Annotated in this window: 21 protein-coding genes, 2 tRNA genes, 1 other RNA gene and 1 pseudogene; 21 read left to right on the top strand and 4 right to left on the bottom strand. The window is 50.8% G+C overall.

Going from position 1 to position 20,993, the window contains the following annotated elements; translation table 11 throughout:
* The first annotated feature begins 23 nt into the window (after positions 1-23).
* The 19 genes from odhB to pnuC all read left to right on the top strand — a co-directional run bounded on the left by odhB (position 24) and on the right by pnuC (position 15,820).
* Positions 24-1,253: a 2-oxoglutarate dehydrogenase complex dihydrolipoyllysine-residue succinyltransferase gene (odhB, locus tag HGO41_RS09260; protein WP_013576438.1), complete on the top strand. Its 1,230-nt coding sequence runs from the start codon at positions 24-26 to the stop codon at positions 1,251-1,253.
* A 92-nt stretch (positions 1,254-1,345) separates the two neighbouring features.
* Positions 1,346-2,512: an ADP-forming succinate--CoA ligase subunit beta gene (sucC, locus tag HGO41_RS09255; protein ID WP_013576437.1), complete on the top strand. Its 1,167-nt coding sequence runs from the start codon at positions 1,346-1,348 to the stop codon at positions 2,510-2,512.
* Entirely contained in the window at positions 2,512-3,384 is an 873-nt protein-coding gene (gene sucD / locus HGO41_RS09250) for a succinate--CoA ligase subunit alpha (protein WP_013576436.1), read from the top strand. Before sucC ends, sucD begins: the two co-directional genes overlap by 1 nt.
* Before the next feature lie 723 nt (positions 3,385-4,107).
* Complete coding sequence (gene cydA, locus HGO41_RS09245; RefSeq protein WP_013576435.1) at positions 4,108-5,676, top strand: cytochrome ubiquinol oxidase subunit I; 1,569 nt, start codon at positions 4,108-4,110, stop codon at positions 5,674-5,676.
* A gap of 14 nt (positions 5,677-5,690) precedes the next feature.
* Positions 5,691-6,830 (top strand): cytochrome d ubiquinol oxidase subunit II, encoded by a 1,140-nt coding sequence (gene cydB / locus HGO41_RS09240; RefSeq protein ID WP_013576434.1) that lies wholly within the window; start codon positions 5,691-5,693, stop codon positions 6,828-6,830.
* 10 nt (positions 6,831-6,840) lie between these two features.
* Positions 6,841-6,954, top strand: a complete 114-nt coding sequence (gene cydX, locus HGO41_RS09235) for a cytochrome bd-I oxidase subunit CydX (RefSeq protein WP_013576433.1) — start codon at positions 6,841-6,843, stop codon at positions 6,952-6,954.
* Between the two features lie 2 nt (positions 6,955-6,956).
* A complete protein-coding gene (gene ybgE / locus HGO41_RS09230) occupies positions 6,957-7,250 on the top strand; it encodes a cyd operon protein YbgE (RefSeq protein WP_013576432.1) in 294 nt (97 codons plus the stop codon).
* Between the two features lie 149 nt (positions 7,251-7,399).
* A complete protein-coding gene (gene ybgC / locus HGO41_RS09225; RefSeq protein WP_013576431.1) occupies positions 7,400-7,804 on the top strand; it encodes a tol-pal system-associated acyl-CoA thioesterase in 405 nt (134 codons plus the stop codon).
* A complete protein-coding gene (tolQ, locus tag HGO41_RS09220) occupies positions 7,801-8,490 on the top strand; it encodes a Tol-Pal system protein TolQ (protein WP_013576430.1) in 690 nt (229 codons plus the stop codon). Before ybgC ends, tolQ begins: the two co-directional genes overlap by 4 nt.
* An 11-nt stretch (positions 8,491-8,501) precedes the next feature.
* The gene (gene tolR, locus HGO41_RS09215; RefSeq protein WP_013576429.1) at positions 8,502-8,933 is read left to right on the top strand and encodes a colicin uptake protein TolR; all 432 of its coding nucleotides are present in this window, start codon (positions 8,502-8,504) and stop codon (positions 8,931-8,933) included.
* 113 nt (positions 8,934-9,046) lie between these two features.
* Positions 9,047-10,258, top strand: a complete 1,212-nt coding sequence (gene tolA, locus HGO41_RS09210) for a cell envelope integrity protein TolA (RefSeq protein WP_013576428.1) — start codon at positions 9,047-9,049, stop codon at positions 10,256-10,258.
* Positions 10,259-10,387: 129 nt separating this feature from the next.
* Complete coding sequence (tolB, locus tag HGO41_RS09205) at positions 10,388-11,680, top strand: Tol-Pal system beta propeller repeat protein TolB (RefSeq protein ID WP_013576427.1); 1,293 nt, start codon at positions 10,388-10,390, stop codon at positions 11,678-11,680.
* 48 nt (positions 11,681-11,728) lie between these two features.
* The gene (gene pal, locus HGO41_RS09200) at positions 11,729-12,241 is read left to right on the top strand and encodes a peptidoglycan-associated lipoprotein Pal (RefSeq protein ID WP_013576426.1); all 513 of its coding nucleotides are present in this window, start codon (positions 11,729-11,731) and stop codon (positions 12,239-12,241) included.
* Between the two features lie 9 nt (positions 12,242-12,250).
* Entirely contained in the window at positions 12,251-13,042 is a 792-nt protein-coding gene (gene cpoB, locus HGO41_RS09195) for a cell division protein CpoB (protein ID WP_013576425.1), read from the top strand.
* A 197-nt stretch (positions 13,043-13,239) separates the two neighbouring features.
* Positions 13,240-13,315: transfer RNA gene (locus tag HGO41_RS09190), tRNA-Lys, on the top strand.
* 143 nt (positions 13,316-13,458) lie between these two features.
* A tRNA-Lys gene (locus HGO41_RS09185) sits at positions 13,459-13,534 on the top strand.
* A 14-nt stretch (positions 13,535-13,548) separates the two neighbouring features.
* Positions 13,549-13,668, top strand: a non-coding RNA gene (locus HGO41_RS09180) — RtT sRNA.
* Between the two features lie 306 nt (positions 13,669-13,974).
* Entirely contained in the window at positions 13,975-15,039 is a 1,065-nt protein-coding gene (nadA, locus tag HGO41_RS09175) for a quinolinate synthase NadA (RefSeq protein WP_241917023.1), read from the top strand.
* Positions 15,040-15,097: 58 nt separating this feature from the next.
* Complete coding sequence (gene pnuC / locus HGO41_RS09170; protein ID WP_015690252.1) at positions 15,098-15,820, top strand: nicotinamide riboside transporter PnuC; 723 nt, start codon at positions 15,098-15,100, stop codon at positions 15,818-15,820.
* Between the two features lie 65 nt (positions 15,821-15,885).
* On the opposite strand, the gene zitB is transcribed toward pnuC, so the two are convergent.
* Positions 15,886-16,839 (bottom strand): CDF family zinc transporter ZitB, encoded by a 954-nt coding sequence (zitB, locus tag HGO41_RS09165; protein ID WP_013576422.1) that lies wholly within the window; start codon positions 16,837-16,839, stop codon positions 15,886-15,888.
* Positions 16,840-16,965: 126 nt separating this feature from the next.
* Positions 16,966-17,295, bottom strand: coding sequence for a protein YbgS (locus HGO41_RS09160; RefSeq protein WP_013576421.1), 330 nt, complete (start codon positions 17,293-17,295; stop codon positions 16,966-16,968).
* Positions 17,296-17,498: 203 nt separating this feature from the next.
* Here HGO41_RS09160 and aroG point away from each other — a divergent pair, with 203 nt between their 5' ends.
* Positions 17,499-18,551, top strand: a complete 1,053-nt coding sequence (gene aroG / locus HGO41_RS09155; protein WP_112151663.1) for a 3-deoxy-7-phosphoheptulonate synthase AroG — start codon at positions 17,499-17,501, stop codon at positions 18,549-18,551.
* Between the two features lie 107 nt (positions 18,552-18,658).
* On the opposite strand, the pseudogene HGO41_RS09150 reads toward aroG, so the two are convergent.
* Positions 18,659-18,769 (bottom strand): annotated as a pseudogene (locus HGO41_RS09150) (GNAT family N-acetyltransferase); the annotation flags it as partial.
* A gap of 137 nt (positions 18,770-18,906) precedes the next feature.
* On the opposite strand from HGO41_RS09150, the gene HGO41_RS09145 reads away from it, so the two are divergent.
* Positions 18,907-19,230 (top strand): hypothetical protein, encoded by a 324-nt coding sequence (locus tag HGO41_RS09145; RefSeq protein ID WP_013576418.1) that lies wholly within the window; start codon positions 18,907-18,909, stop codon positions 19,228-19,230.
* A gap of 264 nt (positions 19,231-19,494) precedes the next feature.
* On the opposite strand, the gene HGO41_RS09140 is transcribed toward HGO41_RS09145, so the two are convergent.
* The gene (locus tag HGO41_RS09140; RefSeq protein ID WP_013576416.1) at positions 19,495-20,760 is read right to left on the bottom strand and encodes a DUF1479 domain-containing protein; all 1,266 of its coding nucleotides are present in this window, start codon (positions 20,758-20,760) and stop codon (positions 19,495-19,497) included.
* Between the last annotated feature and the right edge of the window lie 233 nt (positions 20,761-20,993).

Raw genomic sequence — 20,993 nt, 5'->3', positions numbered from 1 at the left:
ATGGAACATAAGAAGGATTGATAATGAGTAGCGTAGATATTCTGGTCCCTGACCTTCCTGAATCCGTTGCGGATGCGACGGTTGCCACCTGGCACAAAAAGCCGGGCGACAGTGTTGAGCGTGACGATGTACTGGTAGAAATTGAAACCGACAAAGTGGTTCTGGAAGTCCCGGCGAGTGAAGCCGGTATCCTGGACAGCATTATCGAAGACGAAGGTGCGACGGTCATTTCCCGTCAGATCCTGGCGCGTATTCGTCCGGGTAACAGCAGCGGTAAGCCAAGCACTGAGAAAAGCTCCGATAAAGAAGCGACTCCTGCGGCACGCCACACAGCAGCACTGGAAGAAGAGAACAACGACGCACTCAGCCCGGCTATCCGCCGTCTGATTGCAGAACATTCTCTGGATGCCAGCGCGATTAAAGGCAGCGGTGTTGGTGGTCGTCTGACCCGTGAAGATATCGAACAGCATCTGGCGAAAGCCAAAGACGCGAAACCGGCAGCCGCGCCAGCCGCCGCTCCGGCAGCGACCAGCGCCGCTCCGGCTCTGGGTTCACGTAGCGAAAAACGTGTGCCTATGACCCGTCTGCGTAAGCGTGTTGCTGAGCGTCTGCTTGAAGCGAAGAACAGCACTGCGATGCTGACGACCTTCAACGAAATCAACATGAAGCCAATCATGGATCTGCGTAAGCAGTACGGTGATGGTTTCGAAAAACGTCACGGCGTGCGTCTGGGCTTCATGTCTTTCTATCTGAAAGCCGTGGTTGAAGCACTGAAACGCTACCCGGAAGTGAATGCCTCTATTGACGGCGAGGATGTGGTTTACCACAACTATTTCGATGTCAGCATCGCGGTATCCACGCCACGCGGCCTGGTGACCCCGGTTCTGCGTGATGTCGATACGCTGGGCATGGCAGATATCGAGAAGCAAATCAAAGAGCTGGCGATCAAAGGTCGTGACGGCAAACTGAAAGTGGAAGAACTGACCGGCGGTAACTTTACTGTGACCAACGGCGGCGTCTTCGGCTCCCTGATGTCCACGCCAATCATCAACCCACCACAGAGTGCGATCCTCGGCATGCATGCCATTAAAGATCGTCCTATGGCGGTCAATGGTCAGGTAGTGATTTTGCCAATGATGTATCTGGCGCTGTCCTACGATCACCGTCTGGTTGATGGCCGTGAATCGGTCGGCTTCCTGGTGACCATTAAAGAGATGCTGGAAGATCCGGCTCGTCTGCTGCTGGACGTCTAGTCCCGGCACTGCGAAAGATTAGAGATCGAAAAATCTGCGGCACAGTTCGCTGTGCCCTGATAAGCCTTCCTACTAAGAATGGATAGAACATCATGAATTTACACGAGTATCAGGCGAAACAGCTGTTCCTGCGCTACGGCCTGCCAGCACCGACGGGCTTCGCCTGTTCCACCCCGCGTGAAGCGGAAGAGGCTGCATCGAAAATCGGTGCCGGTCCGTGGGTGGTGAAATGTCAGGTTCATGCCGGTGGCCGCGGTAAAGCGGGCGGCGTGAAAGTGGTCAAAAGCAAAGAAGAGATCCGCGCTTTTGCTGAGCACTGGCTGGGTAAACGTCTGGTCACTTACCAGACAGACGCCAGCGGTCAGCCGGTTAACCAGATCCTGGTTGAAGCGGCAACGGATATCGATCAGGAACTGTACCTCGGTGCGGTAGTGGATCGCAGCTCCCGTCGCGTGGTGTTCATGGCGTCTACAGAAGGCGGCGTGGAAATTGAGAAAGTGGCAGAAGAGACGCCACACCTGATCCATAAAGTGGCACTGGATCCGCTGGCAGGTCCGCAGCCTTATCAGGGGCGCGAACTGGCTTTCAAACTGGGCCTGACCGGTAAGCAGGTTCAGCAGTTCACCAAGATCTTCATGGGTCTGGCGAACATCTTCCTTGAGCGCGATCTGGCGCTGATCGAAATCAACCCGCTGGTGGTGACTACCGCTGGCGACCTGATCTGCCTCGACGGCAAACTGGGTGCAGACGGCAACGCCTTGTTCCGTCAGCCAGAATTGCGCGAGATGCGCGATTACAGCCAGGAAGATGCCCGTGAATCTCAGGCAGCGCAGTGGGAACTGAACTACGTTGCACTCGACGGCAACATCGGTTGCATGGTGAACGGTGCCGGTCTGGCAATGGGTACCATGGATATCGTGAAACTGCACGGTGGCGAACCGGCTAACTTCCTGGATGTTGGCGGTGGCGCAACCAAAGAACGCGTGACCGAAGCCTTCAAAATCATCCTGTCCGATGAAAAAGTCAAAGCTGTCTTCGTTAACATCTTCGGCGGTATCGTTCGTTGCGACCTGATCGCCGACGGTATCATCGGCGCGGTGGAAGAAGTGGGCGTCAGCGTACCGGTTGTGGTGCGTCTTGAAGGTAACAATGCCGAGCTGGGTGCCAAAAAACTGGCAGACAGCGGTTTGAACATCATTGCAGCGACCAGCCTGACGAATGCGGCTCAACAAGTTGTCGCGGCAGTGGAGGGGAAATAATGTCGATTTTAATCAACAAGAACACCAAAGTTATCTGCCAGGGTTTCACCGGTAGCCAGGGGACTTTCCACTCCGAACAAGCCATCGCTTACGGCACCAAAATGGTTGGCGGCGTTACGCCAGGCAAAGGCGGCACCGAGCATCTGGGCTTGCCAGTGTTCAATACCGTGCGTGAAGCGGTAGAAACTACCGGTGCAACGGCGTCTGTGATTTATGTGCCGGCACCGTTCTGTAAAGACTCTATTCTGGAAGCGCTGGATGCAGGTATTAAACTGATCATCTGTATCACTGAAGGCATTCCGACGCTGGATATGTTGGTGGTTAAAGTGAAACTGGATCAGAGCGATGCAGTGATGATCGGGCCAAACTGTCCGGGTGTTATCACGCCGGGCGAATGCAAAATCGGCATCATGCCGGGCCACATTCATCTGCCAGGCAAAGTGGGCATCGTTTCCCGTTCCGGTACGCTGACGTATGAAGCCGTTAAACAGACAACTGATTACGGTTACGGCCAGTCTACCTGCGTCGGTATCGGCGGTGACCCGATCCCGGGCTCTAACTTCATCGATATCCTGAAGCTGTTCCAGGAAGATCCACAGACTGAAGTGATCGTGATGATCGGTGAAATCGGTGGTAACGCGGAAGAAGAAGCTGCCGCGTACATCAAAGCACACGTGACTAAACCGGTTGTGGGCTATATCGCGGGTGTGACTGCGCCTAAAGGCAAACGTATGGGCCATGCAGGCGCCATCATTGCCGGTGGTAAAGGCACTGCTGATGAGAAATTTGCAGCGCTGGAAGCGGCAGGCGTGAAAACCGTTCGCAGCCTGGCCGATATCGGCGAAGCCGTGAAATCATTGCTTCCGCAATAAGTATTACCCCACCCGCACCGGTGAAATTACGGTGCGGGTGAAGCCATTTTATTTAAGAAAAAGATTCGACATGTTGGCCACCTTAGGGTGGCCTTTTTTATTTTAAGCGAAATAGTTAACATTCGCTGAATTGAGCTATATTTATTAACACAGCACGATAGGTTCATTGGAAATAAAAGGTTAATAATTAGGTTTAAATAGGTAGCAAAATAAATATTAACGATAACCATATAAACACAATTAATTAACATAAAAGCCACCCTTAAAGCTCAATGAAACCAACGGTTAACATCCTGAAATATTTTTTTCGAAATTGATGAAGACATTATAGAAATAAACAATGAGATAGGCTTAAATTGCGTCAGATCAATTACAGCGATTATCACTGTTTTGTTCTTAAATTGACCTGTACACGGAAATCCGCTTTGGGTCACTAAAAAACCTATTTAATGTGTGGGATTACTGGCGTAACATAATGCTCCTGTAACCATCCGTTTTTTGTATGATTATTTTTCCCGTGATTTTGCCCGTTCATCAGCCTGTTACAGGCCCGCTGATCGCGCTTTTTCCGGGTTCAGAGTGTCCCGCTGACAGCGTTACTCGCACTGAATGCTGGCTCTCTGTTCTGCACACATTTGAATACTGGTAGTCATGAGGCGTTCCGGCAACCGGTTCGTCAGAGATCGCAATTTGGGGTCTTCCTCCGAGGAGCAAGGGGTCAAGATGTTTGATATCGTTGAACTGTCGCGTTTACAGTTTGCTTTAACAGCCATGTACCATTTCCTATTTGTCCCATTAACGCTGGGTATGGCGTTTTTACTGGCAATTATGGAAACGGTTTATGTGCTTTCCGGCAAACAAATCTATAAAGATATGACCAAATTCTGGGGCAAACTTTTTGCAATTAACTTTGCATTGGGCGTTGCAACCGGTTTAACCATGGAATTCCAGTTCGGGACTAACTGGTCATATTTCTCACATTACGTCGGTGATATCTTCGGTGCGCCTCTGGCGATTGAAGGTTTAATGGCGTTCTTCCTGGAATCCACTTTAGTGGGCCTGTTCTTCTTCGGATGGGACCGTCTTTCTAAAGTTCAGCATATGACAGTGACCTGGTTTGTTGCCCTTGGCTCAAACTTGTCAGCACTGTGGATCCTGGTGGCGAACGGCTGGATGCAAAACCCGATTGCATCGACCTTCAACTACGAAACCATGCGTATGGAAATGGTCAGCTTCTCTGAGCTGGTTCTGAACCCGGTCGCACAGGTTAAATTCGTTCATACCGTAGCGTCTGGTTATGTGACTGGCGCGATGTTCATTCTGGCTATCAGCTCTTACTACCTGTTAAAAGGCCGCGACGTAGGTTTTGCGAAGCGTTCATTTGCTATCGCTGCAAGCTTCGGTCTGGCCGCAGTGCTCTCCGTTATCGTACTGGGTGATGAATCCGGTTATGAAATGGGTGACGTACAGAAAACCAAACTGGCGGCTATCGAAGCAGAGTGGGATACCCAACCTGCACCGGCAAGTTTCACGCTGTTCGGCATGCCTAATCAGGACAAAATGGAAAATGAATATTCCATTCAAATTCCTTACCTGCTCGGCCTGATTGCTACGCGTTCCGTGGATACGCCGGTTACTGGTCTGAAAGACCTGATGGCGCAACATGAAGTGCGTATCCGCAACGGTATGAAAGCGTACACCCTGCTGGAAGAACTGCGTTCGGGCAATACTGACCCGAAAGTCCGCAGCGATTTCGAAAATGCTAAGCAGGATCTGGGCTACGGTATGTTGCTCAAACGCTATACCGACAACCCGGCGGGAGCGACTGACGCACAGATTCAGAAAGCGACCAAAGATTCTATTCCACGCGTTCTGCCTCTGTACTTCGCATTCCGTATCATGGTTGCCTGCGGCATCCTGATGTTCGTCCTGATTGCGCTGTCCTTCTATACTGTCCTGCGCGGCAAGATTGGTCAGAAACGCTGGTTACACCGCGCGGTATTCATCGGCCTGCCATTACCGTGGATTGCTGTCGAAGCGGGCTGGTTCGTGGCTGAATATGGCCGTCAGCCTTGGGCGATTGGTGAAGTGTTACCGACTGCGGTTGCACACTCTTCACTGACTGTGGGTGATGTACTGTCCTCGATGATCCTCATCTGCGGTCTGTACACCCTGTTCCTGGTCGCTGAAATGTTCCTGATGTTCAAATATGCGCGCCTGGGCCCAAGCAGCCTGAAAACTGGCCGTTATCATTATGAACAAACTTCAGCGCCACTTGAGCAAGCTCGGTAATAGGGAGTCCACTTATGTTTGATTATGAAGTTTTACGGTTCATCTGGTGGGTGCTGATTGGCGTGCTGTTTATCGGCTTCGCCGTCACCGATGGATTTGATATGGGCGTAGGCATCCTGGTGCGCATTATCGGTAAAACCGATACTGACCGCCGCGTGATGATTAACGCCATCGCCCCGCACTGGGACGGCAACCAGGTCTGGCTGATTACGGCCGGTGGCGCATTGTTCGCTGCCTGGCCGATGGTCTACGCAGCGGCTTTCTCCGGCTTCTATGCCGCGATGGTGCTGGTGTTGTGCGCCTTGTTCTTCCGTCCGCTGGGCTTTGATTACCGTTCAAAACTCGAGAGCGCTCGCTGGCGTGGCATGTGGGACTGGGGCATCTTTATCGGCAGCTTCGTGCCCGCTCTGGTGTTCGGTGTGGCCTTCGGTAACCTTCTGTTAGGGGTGCCGTTCCATATCGACAGCGACCTGCGTCTGTTCTACACCGGTAATCTGCTGGGCTTGCTGAACCCGTACGGCATTCTGGCCGGTCTGGTGAGCCTGACTATGCTGATCACCCAGGGCGCTACCTACCTGCAAATGCGTACTGTGGGTGAACTGCACCTGCGTACCCGTACCGCGTCGCAGATTTCTGCGCTGGTGATGATGGTGTGCTTCCTGCTGGCGGGTATCTGGTTAGTGAAAGGGATTGATGGCTTCACCGTGACATCCGTTATGGATCACGCGGGTCCGTCTAACCCGCTGCGCAAAACTGTGTCTCATGAAGCGGGTGCATGGCTGGCGAACTTCAACAAGACGCCGGGCCTGTGGGCAATTCCTGCGTTAGGTGTGATTTTGCCGCTGCTGACCATTTTGTTCTCGCGCATGAATAAAGCCGCGCTGGCGTTCATCAGTAACTCACTGACTATCGCCTGTGTGATCCTGACTGCCGGTATCACTATGTTCCCGTTCGTGATGCCTTCTATCACTGAACCGAATGCCAGCCTGACAATGTGGGATGCAACATCTACGCTGTTGACGCTGAGAGTGATGACCGTTGTCGCTTGTATCTTTGTGCCAATCATCCTGATTTACACCTCATGGGCGTATTACAAGATGTTCGGGCGCCTCGATAAACACTACATCGAGAACAACAAGCATTCGTTGTATTAAGGAGAACACCATGTGGTATTTTGCCTGGATCCTCGGCACCTTACTGGCTTGCTCATTCGGTATCATTACCGCGCTGGCGTTTGAACACAGCGAAGCCAATAAAGCGGCTAAAGAAGAGAAGTAATAATGAGTGTGATCGTGGATAAACTCTACGCCATCACAGACAAGGGCCCCTTGCGGGCCCTTTCGCTTGTGATGTCACTGGCACTGGCCGGTTGCGTTTTCTGGAAACCGGGCATGTTTGCCTCGTCGACCAGTCAGCTTGAAGTCTGGCATGGGCTCATTTTGATATGGGCTGTGTGCAGTGGCGTGATCCACGGCCTGGGTTTTCGCCCGAATAAATCAGTCTGGAAGGCTTTCTTCTCGCCATTGCTGGCGATGATTGCGCTAGCTGCAGGACTTTATTACTTTTTCAGCTGATTTTTTGCATAAAAAAAAGACAAATTTACAGTAATTTTCTTATGGGCCGTGCTGGCCCATAATTATTTTCATTCCAGCAATCCTACCCATTCCCAACCCCAATTCTCTTGCGTATAGTAGTGCCGTCAAATTGCATTACGGGATGTACAGTGAGTAATTCGTTGTTCCGATGGCCGGTTCGTGTCTATTTTGAGGACACAGACGCGGGAGGTGTGGTCTACCATGCCCGATACGTCGCCTTTTATGAAAGGGCTCGCACAGAGATGTTGCGCCAACGCAATTTTCACCAGCAGCAGTTGCTGAGTGAACACGTCGCTTTTGCTGTCCGCCGCATGACGGTCGAATACTTTGCACCAGCTCGCTTAGATGACCTGCTGGATGTTCAGAGTGAGATTACGTCCATTCGCGGAGCTTCTCTTACTTTTGCACAACGAATTCTTGATTCGCATGGAAACCTTCTGAGTTCTGCAGAAGTGTTGATCGCATGCATTGATCCAAACCAAATGAAGCCCCGAGCGCTTCCTAAGTCTATTGTCGCGGAGTTTAAGCAGTGACTGACATGAACATTCTTGATTTATTTTTGAAGGCCAGCATCCTGGTCAAGCTGATTATGCTTGTCCTGGTGTGCTTCTCTATCGCGTCCTGGGCGATCATCATTCAACGCACCAAGGTGCTGAATGCCGCCACCCGCGAGGCAGAAGCGTTCGAAGATAAATTCTGGTCCGGTATCGAACTTTCCCGTCTGTATCAGGAAAGTCAGGGCCGCCGCGAAACCCTGAGCGGGGCAGAGCAGATCTTCCATTCCGGTTTTAAAGAGTTCGCCCGTCTTCATCGTGCCAACAGCCACGCGCCAGAAGCCGTGATTGAAGGTTCTTCACGTGCGATGCGTATTTCTTTTAACCGTGAACTCGAATCACTTGAAACTCACATTCCGTTCCTTGGTACTGTCGGTTCTATCAGCCCTTATATCGGTCTGTTCGGTACAGTCTGGGGGATCATGCACGCCTTTATCGGTTTAGGTTCTGTGAAACAGGCAACGTTGCAAATGGTTGCTCCGGGTATCGCAGAAGCACTGATCGCCACCGCGATTGGTCTGTTTGCCGCTATCCCTGCTGTTATGGCGTACAACCGCCTGAACCAGCGTGTGAACAAGCTTGAGCAAAACTACGATAACTTCATGGAAGAATTCACGGCTATCCTGCACCGTCAGGCTTTCTCTCGCGAAACCAGCAGTAACTAAAGGGGGAGAGTATGGCTCGTTCACGAGGTCGTCGTAACCGTCGCGAAGGTAAGTCGGAGATCAATATCGTTCCGCTGCTGGACGTACTGCTGGTTCTGTTACTGATTTTTATGGCAACAGCGCCCATCATTACCCAGAGTGTGGAAGTTGATTTGCCTGACGCAACGGATTCTAAAACGGTGTCCAGCGATGATAATCCGCCAGTGATTGTTGAAGTGTCTGGCGTGGGTCAATACACCATCGTGGTTGACCATCAGCGTATGGAACAATTGCCTGAACAGCAGGTGATCGCGGAAGCGACCAGCCGTATTCAGGCCAATCCGAAGACGGTATTTCTGATCGGTGGTGCGAAAGATGTGCCTTATGATGAAATTATTAAGGCGCTGAACATGCTGCATCAGGCTGGCGTGAAGTCTGTCGGATTGATGACACAACCTATCTGAGGATAGGTAATTTGTAACACTTATTTGAAACCCGGCATTCTCTGGCTTGTTAAAAGTATGACAGGCAATACAGGAAACCGGGTTTTTAGTAATCCTGTCTTGGGAAATCTATTTTGGTAAAGGCAACTGCAACTGAACAAAACGATAAGCTCAAACGCGCCGTTATTGTTTCGGTCGTTCTGCATATCATCATTATAGCCCTGTTGATTTGGGGATCGCTGGACGAAGATACCAGCATGAGTGGCGGCGGTGGCGGTAGCGATATCTCTGCCGTAATGGTTGATCCAAGTGCCGTGGTCGATCAGTACAACCGTCAGCAGCAGCAACAGGCTGATTCCCAACGTGCTGCCGCAGCGCGTCAGAAAAAATCAGAACAACAGGCTGAAGAGCTGCAACAGAAACAGGCCGCAGAACAGCAACGCCTGAAAGAACTTGAGAAAGAGCGTCTGCAAGCGCAGGAAAATGCCAAGCAGCAGGCTCAGGAACAGGCTCAGCAGCAGAAGCAGGCTGAACAAGCCGCTGAGCAGGCGAAAGAACAGCAGAAACAGGCAGAAGCTGCTGCCGCACAAGCGAAGGCTGAAGCGGCCAAAGCGGCCGCTCAGGCGAAAGCAGATGCTGCGAAAGAAGCGGCTAAAGCACAAGCTGATGCTAAAAAACAAGCAGAGGCTGAAGCTGCCGCCGCCGCTGCCGCAGCGAAGAAACAAGCCGAAGCGGACGCTAAGAAAGAAGCGGCCGCAGAAGCCAAAAAACAGGCTGCTGCTGAGGCAAAAGCTCAGGCCGCGGCTGATGCGAAGGCACAAGCTGACGCCGATGCCAAAGCCGCCGCCGATGCAAAAGCTGCCGCTGCCGCAGAGAAAAAAGCGGAAGCTGCCGCTGCTGCCAAGAAAGCTGCAGCGGATAAAAAAGCTGCCGCCGCCGCAGCAGCCAAAGAAGCCGCTGATGCGAATAACTTATTTGATGGCCTTGCCGACTCCAAAAATGCACCGAAAGGCGCAACAGGTGGCGGCGCTTCTGCTCCTTCAGGGAAGGGGACTCAGAAAAAAGCGGGGGCATCCGGGGCTGATATTGCGAACTATGGTAGCCAGATTAAGGCTGCCATCGAGAGCAGATTCTATGACGCGTCATCTTATACAGGCAAAACCTGTGCGTTGCGCGTTAAAATGAACCCTGATGGCTCATTAATCAGTGTGTCGGCAGAAGGTGGGGATCCTGCACTGTGTCAGGCGGCGCTTGCCGCAGCCCGACAGGCGAAGTTCCCGAAACCGCCTTCTGAAGCCGTCTATGAAGTATTTAAAAATGCTCCGATAGATTTCAAACCTCAATAAAAGATGAAAATGATAACTTTTCAGATTTTTACGATGGTTTGCAGGGTGTAATTCTAGTTTTGTGTGCGTTGGTTTGTTAAAATTCTGCTAAATTATCGCGGGCAGATACGTCCAGATAAGGGAGATACAATGAAGCAGGCATTTCGAGTAGCGTTCGGCCTTTTGATGATGTGGGCATCTGTGGTTCATGCAGAAGTTCGCATTGAAATTACCCAAGGGGTAGATACAGCTCGTCCGATTGGCGTTGTGCCATTCAAATGGGCTGGCCCGGGTACACCACCTGAAGATGTGGGTGGTATCGTTGCTGCTGACTTACGTAACAGCGGCAAATTCAATCCTATTGATGCATCACGTATGCCTCAGCAGCCAACCTCCGCCGCAGAAGTGACTCCTGCTGCCTGGACCGCGCTGGGTATTGATGCTGTTGTTATCGGTCAGGTTCAGCCTGCAGCCGATGGCAGCTATGTGGTGTCTTACCAACTGGTGGATACCTCTGGCGCACCAGGTACCGTGCTGGCGCAAAACCAGTACAAAGTGACCAAACAATGGTTGCGTTATTCCGCCCATACCGCCAGCGATGAAGTGTTTGAAAAGCTGACCGGTATTAAAGGCGCATTCCGTACCCGTATCGCTTATATCGTGCAGACTAACGGCGGGAAATTCCCGTATGAACTGCGTGTAGCGGATTACGATGGATACAATCAGTTTGTCGTTCACCGTTCACCTGAGCCTCTGATGTCTCCGGCCTGGTCTCCGGACGGCAGCAAACTGGCTTACGTCACCTTTGAGAGCGGTCGTTCAGCATTGGTGGTTCAGACGCTGGCAAACGGTGCAATCAAGCAGATTGCCTCATTCCCTCGTCACAACGGTGCACCAGCTTTCTCTCCGGATGGCAGCAAACTGGCTTTCGCACTGTCTAAAGACGGTAGCCTGAACCTGTATGTGATGAATCTGTCTTCTGGCCAGATTAGTCAGGTGACTAACGGACGTAGCAACAATACGGAACCAACCTGGTTCCCGGACAGCCAGAATCTGGCATTCACGTCGGATCAGGGCGGTCGTCCGCAGGTTTATAAAGTCAACATTAATGGCGGTGCGCCTCAGCGTCTGACCTGGGAAGGCTCGCAGAATCAGGACTCTGATGTAAGTACAGATGGCAAGTTCCTGGTTATGGTGAGCAGCGCCAGCGGTACACAGCACATCGCTAAACTAGATCTGGCAACGGGAGCCGTTCAAACATTGACGGACACGTTCCTGGATGAAACGCCTAGCCTCGCACCAAATGGCACCATGGTAATTTACAGTTCCTCTCAAGGACTGGGTTCCGTATTGCAGTTGGTATCGACTGATGGGCGCTTCAAAGCGCGTCTTCCGGCAACTGATGGACAGGTCAAATTTCCTGCCTGGTCGCCGTATCTGTAATGCATAGAAAAACTATGTATGGCAAAAAATTATAAAAGGATCGAATAGATGCAACTGAATAAAGTGCTGAAAGGGCTGATGCTGGCGTTGCCTGTACTGGCAGTAGCTGCTTGTAGTTCTCACAAGAACGCAGACAACGACCAATCCAACGGTATGGGTCTGAACTCTGGCGCAGGCACTGAAAACGCAAACATGTCTTCAGAAGAGCAAGCTCGTCTGCAGATGCAAGAACTGCAGAAAAACAACATCGTTTACTTTGGCCTGGACAAATACGATGTGTCTTCTGAATTCGCTCAGATGTTGGACGCGCACGCTGCTTTCCTGCGTAGCAACCCGTCTTACAAAGTGACTGTAGAAGGTCATGCTGACGAACGTGGTACTCCAGAGTACAACATCGCCCTGGGCGAACGTCGTGCTACTGCTGTTAAAATGTACCTGCAAGGCAAAGGCGTTTCTGCTGACCAAATCTCTATCGTTTCTTACGGTAAAGAAAAACCAGCTGTACTGGGCCATGACGAAGCGGCATACGCTAAAAACCGTCGTGCCGTACTGGTATACTAAGAGAGTAGTATGAGCAGTAACTTCAGAACTCACTTGTTGAGTCTGTCGTTACTGGTTGGCGTAGCGGTCCCATGGGCCGCTACTGCCCAAGCGCCAATCAGTAATGTCGGCTCAGGCTCGATTGAAGATCGGGTCACCTCTCTGGAGCGTATTTCTAACGCTCACAGCCAGCTATTAACTCAACTCCAGCAACAACTTTCTGATACCCAACGTGATATGGATACTCTTCGTGGTCAAATCCAGGAGAACCAATATCAGTTGAGTCAGCTTGGTGATCGCCAGAAGCAGATTTTTAATCAACTGGACAGCTTAAGCCAGAGTTCTGCCGGAGCCGCCAGCACGGGTGCTGCAGCAGCCACAGGTGACGCTTCCGGTTCTGCTGCCACAACGCCTGATGCGGGTGCTGCACAAGCCCCGGCAAGCACCGGTGACGTGAACAGTGACTACAATGCTGCAGTTTCACTGGCGCTGGAAAAGAAACAGTATGATGAAGCCATCGCGGCTTTTCAGAGTTTCGTAAAAAAATATCCTGATTCAACTTATCAGCCTAATGCCAATTACTGGCTGGGACAGTTGTATTACAACAAGGGTAAAAAAGACGATGCTGCCTATTATTTTGCGGTTGTGGTCAAAAACTACCCTAAGTCTCCAAAAAGTTCTGACGCAATGTTCAAGGTTGGGGTGATCATGCAGGAGAAAGGGCAGGCTGATAAAGCCAAAGCCGTCTTCGCACAGGTCGTGAAACAGTACCCAAATACCGATGCGGCAAAACAAGCTCAAAAACGTTTATCTGCAAAATAGTTCCTCGTTCAGGTCCGGAAAATGTACATATCGTGCATTTTCTGGGCTTGAGTGTGTGAAACACCATCAGTTAGCACTCTTTCTGAAAATTAAAGTTGCACTGAAAAGTTAAATAAGTAATATATGCCGCCGTTGCCCAGACAACTCCAAACGGCTAACGCTGTCAGAGATTTAGGCAATATGCAGCAGGTTTAGATGGGCCGTTAGCTCAGTTGGTAGAGCAGTTGACTTTTAATCAATTGGTCGCTGGTTCGAATCCAGCACGGCCCACCACTTTTAAAGTGGAAAATGCAGTGAAGCAGTGCAGGATGAGTTCGAGCCGAGTCAATCCAGCACGGCCCACCAATCTAAATCAGCATTGCATGTGGCTTGCACACCAACTGCAAGACACGCTGGCAATAAGAAGTATTCAGGAAGGGCCGTTAGCTCAGTTGGTAGAGCAGTTGACTTTTAATCAATTGGTCGCTGGTTCGAATCCAGCACGGCCCACCACTTTCAAAGTGGAAAATGTAGTGAAGCAGTGCAGGATGAGAACCACAAGTTCGAGCCGAGCGAAGCGAGACGACAACGCGCAAGCGTTGCCCGCAGGGCGAGGTGAAACCGAGTCAATCCAGCACGGCCCACCACTTTTTTAGTGAAGCCATCTAAATTGCAGAATTCAGAGAAAAGCGCCTTTTGGCGCTTTTTTCGCATGTGAGTCCCAAAAGACCTCATTTTTTCTTAAGTCTTCGCTTTTTGTTCCCCCGTTGCGTGTCTCATTCGAGACTCTTTTAAGTCCAGTAAACATTTTAAGCCCTGCGTCTATTATTTGGACGACTTTCCCTGCTTTTTGCGGTATTTTGTTTAGCATACAAAACTAAGGATTCCCGGGTGGGATCTGTTGTGGCTTATGGCTATCCGGGCAAGTTGCCTGACTGAATGAGATAACGAGTATGAGCGAAACATTGGATCTGAATGCGACGGTTTATCCTTTCCCTCCGAAACCCGCCGTGCTGAATGCAGATGAAAAGACCTTCTATAAAGAGAAGATCAGAAAACTGCTGAAGGAACGTGATGCCGTGATGGTGGCGCATTATTACACCGATCCTGAAATTCAGGCGCTCGCTGAAGAAACCGGTGGTATTGTCGCGGATTCTTTAGAGATGGCGCGTTTTGGCAGCCAGCATCCTGCTTCGACCCTGCTTGTCGCGGGTGTGCGCTTCATGGGAGAAACGGCCAAAATCCTCAGCCCGGAAAAAACCGTGCTGATGCCAACCCTCAACGCTGAATGTTCTTTGGATCTGGGCTGCCCGGAGCAAGCTTTCTCAGATTTTTGCGACCAGCACCCCGACCGCACCGTTGTGGTCTACGCTAATACCTCAGCAGCAGTAAAAGCCAGAGCCGACTGGGTCGTGACCTCAAGCATTGCGGTTGAGCTGATTGAACATCTCGATAGTCTGGGTGAAAAAATAATCTGGGCACCTGACCGGCACCTCGGAAATTACGTCCGTAAGCAGACGGGGGCAGACGTCTTGTGCTGGCAGGGCGCCTGTATCGTCCATGACGAGTTTAAAACACAGGCCCTGACCCGAATGAAAGGCTTGTATCCGAACGCCGCTGTTCTGGTGCATCCGGAGTCTCCTCAGGCGATCGTTGATATGGCTGATGCGGTCGGTTCTACCAGTCAGCTTATTCAGGCGGCAAAAACGTTGCCTCAGAAGCAACTGATCGTCGCCACTGACCGTGGTATTTTTTACAAAATGCAGCAGGCGTGCCCGGACAAAGAATTATTTGAAGCGCCGACGGCGGGTGAGGGCGCAAGTTGCCGTACCTGCGCACATTGTCCGTGGATGGCGATGAATGGCCTTAAAGCCATTGCTGAAGGTCTGGAACACGGCGGCACGGAACATGCTATCGAGGTTGACGAAGCGCTGCGTGTGAAATCACTGATCCCCCTGAATCGCATGCTGGATTTTGCTGCCCAACTTAGATTACGGACGCAGGCTAAAGCGCTGTAAGCATTTTTTGTGACTGATAATGTCTTGTGACTGACAATAAAAGGAAAAGGATGTGATGATGGATTTTTTCAGTACCAGCAATATTCTGGTTCATATACCGCTTGGAAAGGGCGGATATGACCTGTCGTGGATTGAAGCTGTAGGCACCCTTTTTGGATTGCTCTGCATCTGGTACGCCAGCAAAGAAAAGCTGATCAACTATCCGTTCGGTCTGATCAACGTCACATTGTTTGCGATCATCTTTTTCCAGATCCAGCTTTACGCCAGCCTGCTGCTGCAGATTTTCTTCTTTGCCGCGAATATCTACGGCTGGTATGCCTGGAGTCGTCAGACAGCCGATCAGGAAGCTGAATTGCAGATCCGCTGGTTGCCGCGTGGCAAAGCGCTGATATGGGGCGTAGTGTGCGTCGCAGGCATTCTGCTGATGACCTTCAACATTGACCGCGTTTTTGCCACCCTGACGCTAGTGGCGGTGAATCTGATGCAGGCGCTGGGGCTGAATGTGCAGATGCCTGAACTGCAACCTGATGCCTTCCCGTTCTGGGATTCGTCAATGATGGTGTTGTCGATTGTGGCAATGCTGCTGATGACCCGAAAATATGTCGAGAACTGGCTGCTGTGGGTCATCATTGATGTCATCAGCGTCGCGATTTTCGCTTATCAGGGCGTTTATGCGATGGCGCTTGAATACGTGCTGCTGACGCTGATTGCACTGAACGGTTCGTGGCTGTGGATCAAAAGTGCAAAGCAAAACGGTTCTCAGCCTTTGCAACCGGCCTGATTTTGCGACCATAAAAAACGCCTCCATAACGGAGGCGTTTTGCTTTCTGGTTCTGACCTGAGGAATCAGTGGTGATGATGTGCATGGCTATGACCATGATGATCGTGCCCGGCGCTGGTCACCGGAATTTCATTCATCTCACAATCCGGTGCTTCACACTGGCCATATTCCATCTGTATCGTGGCATGGCCGATGCGGCATTTTTCCAGTAAATGGTGCTGAATGCGGTAAAGCAGCGCGTCGTGATCGTGCGGTGGAACAACCTGCACGTGCACGGTCATCAGACGCTGTTCACCAATCTGCCAGACGTGAACGTGATGCACGTTGCGCACCTCCGGGATACTCAGCGATAAATCCCGGCGCAGTTTATTGATATCGATCTCTTCCGGTGTGCCTTCCAGCAACTCATGGAAACTCTCCCGCAGCAACCGCCAGGCATTGTTTAACACCAGGCAGGAAACCAGCACTGATAAAATCGGGTCCACAGGTGTCCAGCCGGTATACATGATGATCAGCGCCGCAGCGACCGCCCCAATTGACCCCAGCAAATCACCCAGAACATGCAGCGCGGCGGCACGCACATTAATGTTGGCTTTTTCCTGGCCCTGATGCAGCAGCCAGAAGGCCAGAATATTGGCAAACAGGCCAGCGATGGCGATCACCAGCATAGTGGTGCCCATCACCGGCTGCGGATTAAAGAATCGCGCGATGGCTTCCCAGACAATCAGAACGACAATCACCAGCAGCGCAGCGGCATTGACGAAGGCCGCCATGGTCGTCAGGCGCAAATAGCCAAAAGTATGGCGGGTATTCGGCTTACGTTTAGCAAAGCGTACGGCAAGCAATGCGACAAGCAGCGCGGCGGCGTCAGTCAGCATGTGTCCTGCATCGGCCAGAAGCGCCAGAGAGCCGGAGACCAGCCCGCCAATCACTTCGGCCACCATGAAAATCACAGTAACGAGGAAAGCCAGCAACAAACGGCGACTGTTTTTGTCCTGTGGTAACAGGGAAGAAGACATAATTATATTCACAAAAATGATGAACCGAGACAATCACAATAGCGTAATCATAACGTGTTGCAAGAAGGGGAAGTTAAGGAAGAAGGAGGAAACAAAGTTCCTCCTGTGTGAACAACCGTGACGGGATTAGTTACCGGTTTCTTTCGACGGTGTTGTGCCCGGGGTCTGATTCGGACAACGGCCATCTTTGCACATGGTTTTCTTATGCTGTTTGTCTTTGCTCATGTGATGCGTAGTGGTATCCGTTTTGGTATTCACTTCATTCACAGGTTTACTGGTATTGTTGATCTGATCGTTGCTCACACTTTTTGGCGCAATTTTCTGAATTGAACCCGGCGAGCCGGACTGATTTGCCTGGCCATTGTTATCGCTGGCTGAGGATTCGCCGGCAGCATAAGCAGCGCCGGTGGTCAGAGCCATGGTTGCGGTCAGTAACATGATTGCGAGCTTTTTCATAATGTTCATCTCCATTGTTTCGTTAAAGGTCCATGGTCGTTTTTCATGTGCCTGATAAAAGCCTAGCTAAATAAATTATGTCCTAAATCAAAATGAGACGAATCGTAAGTGTAAAAGCAGGTTTACACTGACATTCAATACGGCTAGATTGAACGCGGTCAGCGTTTCGCTTTGTCTCTTATGAACACCCGAATGGAACAGTTATGAATTATCAAAACGACGATTTACGCATTAAAGAAATCAAAGAACTTTTACCTCCGGTTGCCCTGCTCGAAAAATTTCCCGCCACTGACAAAGCGGCAAAAACAGTTTCTCAGGCTCGCAATGCCATTCATAAGATACTGAAAGGAAACGATGATCGCCTTCTTGTCGTCATCGGGCCGTGCTCCATTAACGATCCGAAAGCCGCGAAAGAATACGCTGCCCGTTTGCTGAAAATGCGTGAAGAGCTGCAAGGTGAGCTGGAAGTGGTGATGCGTGTTTATTTTGAAAAACCGCGCACTACGGTAGGCTGGAAAGGGCTCATTAATGATCCGCACATGAATAACAGCTACCAGATTAACGACGGTTTGCGCATTGCCCGCAAACTGTTACTGGATATTAATGACAGCGGTCTGCCAGCGGCGGGCGAGTTCCTGGACATGATTACGCCACAATATCTGGCGGATTTAATGAGCTGGGGCGCCATCGGCGCACGTACCACGGAATCTCAGGTACACCGTGAGTTGTCCTCCGGCTTATCTTGCCCGGTTGGTTTCAAAAACGGCACCGACGGTACCATTAAAGTGGCGATCGACGCCATCAACGCGGCTGGCGCGCCGCATTGCTTCCTGTCTGTCACCAAATGGGGTCACTCCGCTATCGTGAACACCAGCGGGAACAACGACTGCCATATCATTCTGCGCGGCGGCAAAAAGCCAAACTACAGTGCTCAGGATGTGCAGGAAGTGAAAGAAGGCCTGAAAAAAGGCGGACTGCCAGCCCGTATTATGATCGATTTCAGCCACGCCAACAGCAGTAAGCAATTCAAAAAGCAGATGGAAGTGTGTGAAGACGTTTGTGGTCAGATTGCGGGTGGCGAACAGGCGGTGATGGGCGTGATGGTCGAAAGTCATCTGGTCGAAGGGAATCAGAGCCTCGACAGCGGCGAGCCACTGGTTTACGGCCAGAGCGTGACCGATGCCTGCATCGGCTGGGAAGATACCGAAGTGCTGCTGCGTAATCTCGCGAACGCCGTTAAAGCGCGTCGCGGATAATTCTTTAACGCCAGCATATCTTTCTGAGCCCCGCTTTTGCGGGGCTTTTTATTACCTGAATATGTTCAGAGCGTGCATTTCATATCCATACAACGCAAATCAGCATTCGCCATCACAATGTCTGCGCCATAGGTATTTTTACATCCGTGGCGGATAGCCTGATTTCTGATTTCCCAGAGTATTTCCGCTTCATCGGGGCAGGCGAGTCTGACGGGCATTGTTATCTCCTTTTTGATGGCGTTCAGAAATAACTTACATGAATTCATCGCTCAATGTGTTGAATATGAAGTTTATTTTTTCACCGCGAGGTGTAACATTATCTTTTGCTAACAATAAAAACGGACAGGGATGAGAGATGAACGCAGTACAGATAAGAACAATAGAAATCCGAAAAATCACCGCCGGGACTGTCTATAAATTGGTGTCTGTCGGCATGCTGTTTGCAGCCTTACCTGTGGGTTTGCTGATGGGAGTTATGGGGGCTTTTGGGTATGACGTGATTTTACTTAATGGCGAATACGTCTATGGCATTACAGCGTTTATCACCGCGCCGGTCCTTGCCTGCTTAATGTCACAAGTGTTCACGCTATTCTTTGGAACATTTATTTGCCTGGGATTGTGGATTTACTCACGTATTAAACGGATGAATATCAGGATAGTAGAAGATTCAAATACCTGATAAAGCAAGAGCAGGATGATGACAGAAGACGAACTGGATAAAGCCATTCACAAAGCTAATGAAAGGGAACGTTATCTCTGGCGGTACGCTCGCTGGTTTATCAAAATCTTGTGGTTTGGCTTGTTTATGGCTTTCCTTGCGCAATTAATACAACGTTATTTTCAGTGCTAACGTGTTTCTGATTTTGCCTGATGAGAAAGTCAAAGCCCCGGTTAATTATCGGGGCTTATTGTTTTATGCATTACTGAAAACGTAGCCGCGGAGTTACTTCTTCAGCCCTACGCCCAGCCGTCCGTTAGCGTTGAGATCTCGTTCAAGGAATCGGCCTGTCCAGTTTGCTTCATAGTTTTCGCGGGGGAAATCCGCTGGTGAAGCGCCTGTCTTCAGCGCTTCGTGTACCTTACGGGCATAAGCGACATTCTTTTCGCACAGCGGCGCGGCTGGAATGTACATCACATTTCCCCATCCTTGCTGATCTTCAACCGGCGCGACGGAATGAATGACGTCACAATGCCACCATACCGAGTCGCCCGCCTGAAGTTCCGGAATACTGCACAGGCCTTTAATCAGATGCGGATGCCATTTTTCTGAAACAGGTAAAACGCGGCCAGGCGCAACGCCACAGAGTTCATCTTCCGGCACATCATCAAGCAGCGGACGCAGCAGCACATACGCCATCGCCTCAGGCACCGGAACGACGTGCAGCAAGCCCTGTCCGGTTTGCATATCAGATAGCGCAGTCCAGCCCTGGAATGTCCGGAACGCTGAGCATTTCGTCGTGTTTTCCACATCGTATTCATTGACGTCGGGTCTGAAAGCCGCATCCCATGGATCGTATTCCTCAAAACGGTTGGTGAAAATCTTGCGGAAGACTTTCTGATACGCCGGTAACAGCCAGCGTTCTAACGCGCCGGAATCGGTATGCGCGCCCAGCCCCTTAGAAGTGGTGCCCGGAAGACGCCTGCGGATCCTGTCCGGATAGATAATATTTACGTCAGGATTAAACCATGCGCCCTGATGGTCCCCGAACTTCCAGAGACGGTTTAAAAATGACTGAACCGTGCCGATTTCCTGGCTCTGTCTGGCTTCCATTTGCGCGTGAGACCAGTAGATCGGATAAATTTCAGGCCGGGAAGCTTCCAGCGATCCGAAGAAGTTATCACCCGGCCCGCGGTAGACCTCATCGAAATGGTTGGCATCGAGGTAATGCAGCATGGATTTATCCATCGCCAGCGCGTCATCGCGGTCAAATGTCTGACGGACCACCAGACAGCCGCGGCGTTTCACCTGAGCAATTTGCGCATCAGAAACCCGGCCTTCCGCCAGCGCTGCCCAGCTGATTTGTGGCCATGCAGTCCCGTTCGCTGCCTCCTCCGCCCGTGCTGCGGCGATCTCCGTTTCAATTTTTTCGCATACCTGACGGAAGAGTCCTTCAACATCGCTAATCTGTGCGCGGAGTTGTTTTTTCATCTCGATAATATTCTTTTTATAATCAACAGGTAATGTCGTTGACGTAAATCTGTTATCCATAAAACCTCCGGCAGGTTGCTGAAATGATTATTTCGTACGAATATTAAATTACTTTCATTCGAAAGTTTAAATGAATGTAGCAAAACTGTTATCTGAAAAGCCGGCGTTGGATCACGATTTTCACAACAGGGAGGATTTACCGGAAATCCGGATAAGGGCGAGGGAGTGTCGGATTCAGAAAACAAAAAAGGCACGCGTGTGCGTGCCTTGCCAATCTTCCTGCTTAACGCAGA

The sequence above is a fragment of the Rahnella sp. CG8 genome (assembly GCF_023701875.1).
In the GTDB taxonomy this organism is placed as follows: Bacteria; Pseudomonadota; Gammaproteobacteria; order Enterobacterales; family Enterobacteriaceae; genus Rahnella; species Rahnella aceris.
Note: the sequence above shows the minus strand (reverse complement) of the source record. Positions and strands in the feature narration are given on the sequence as shown.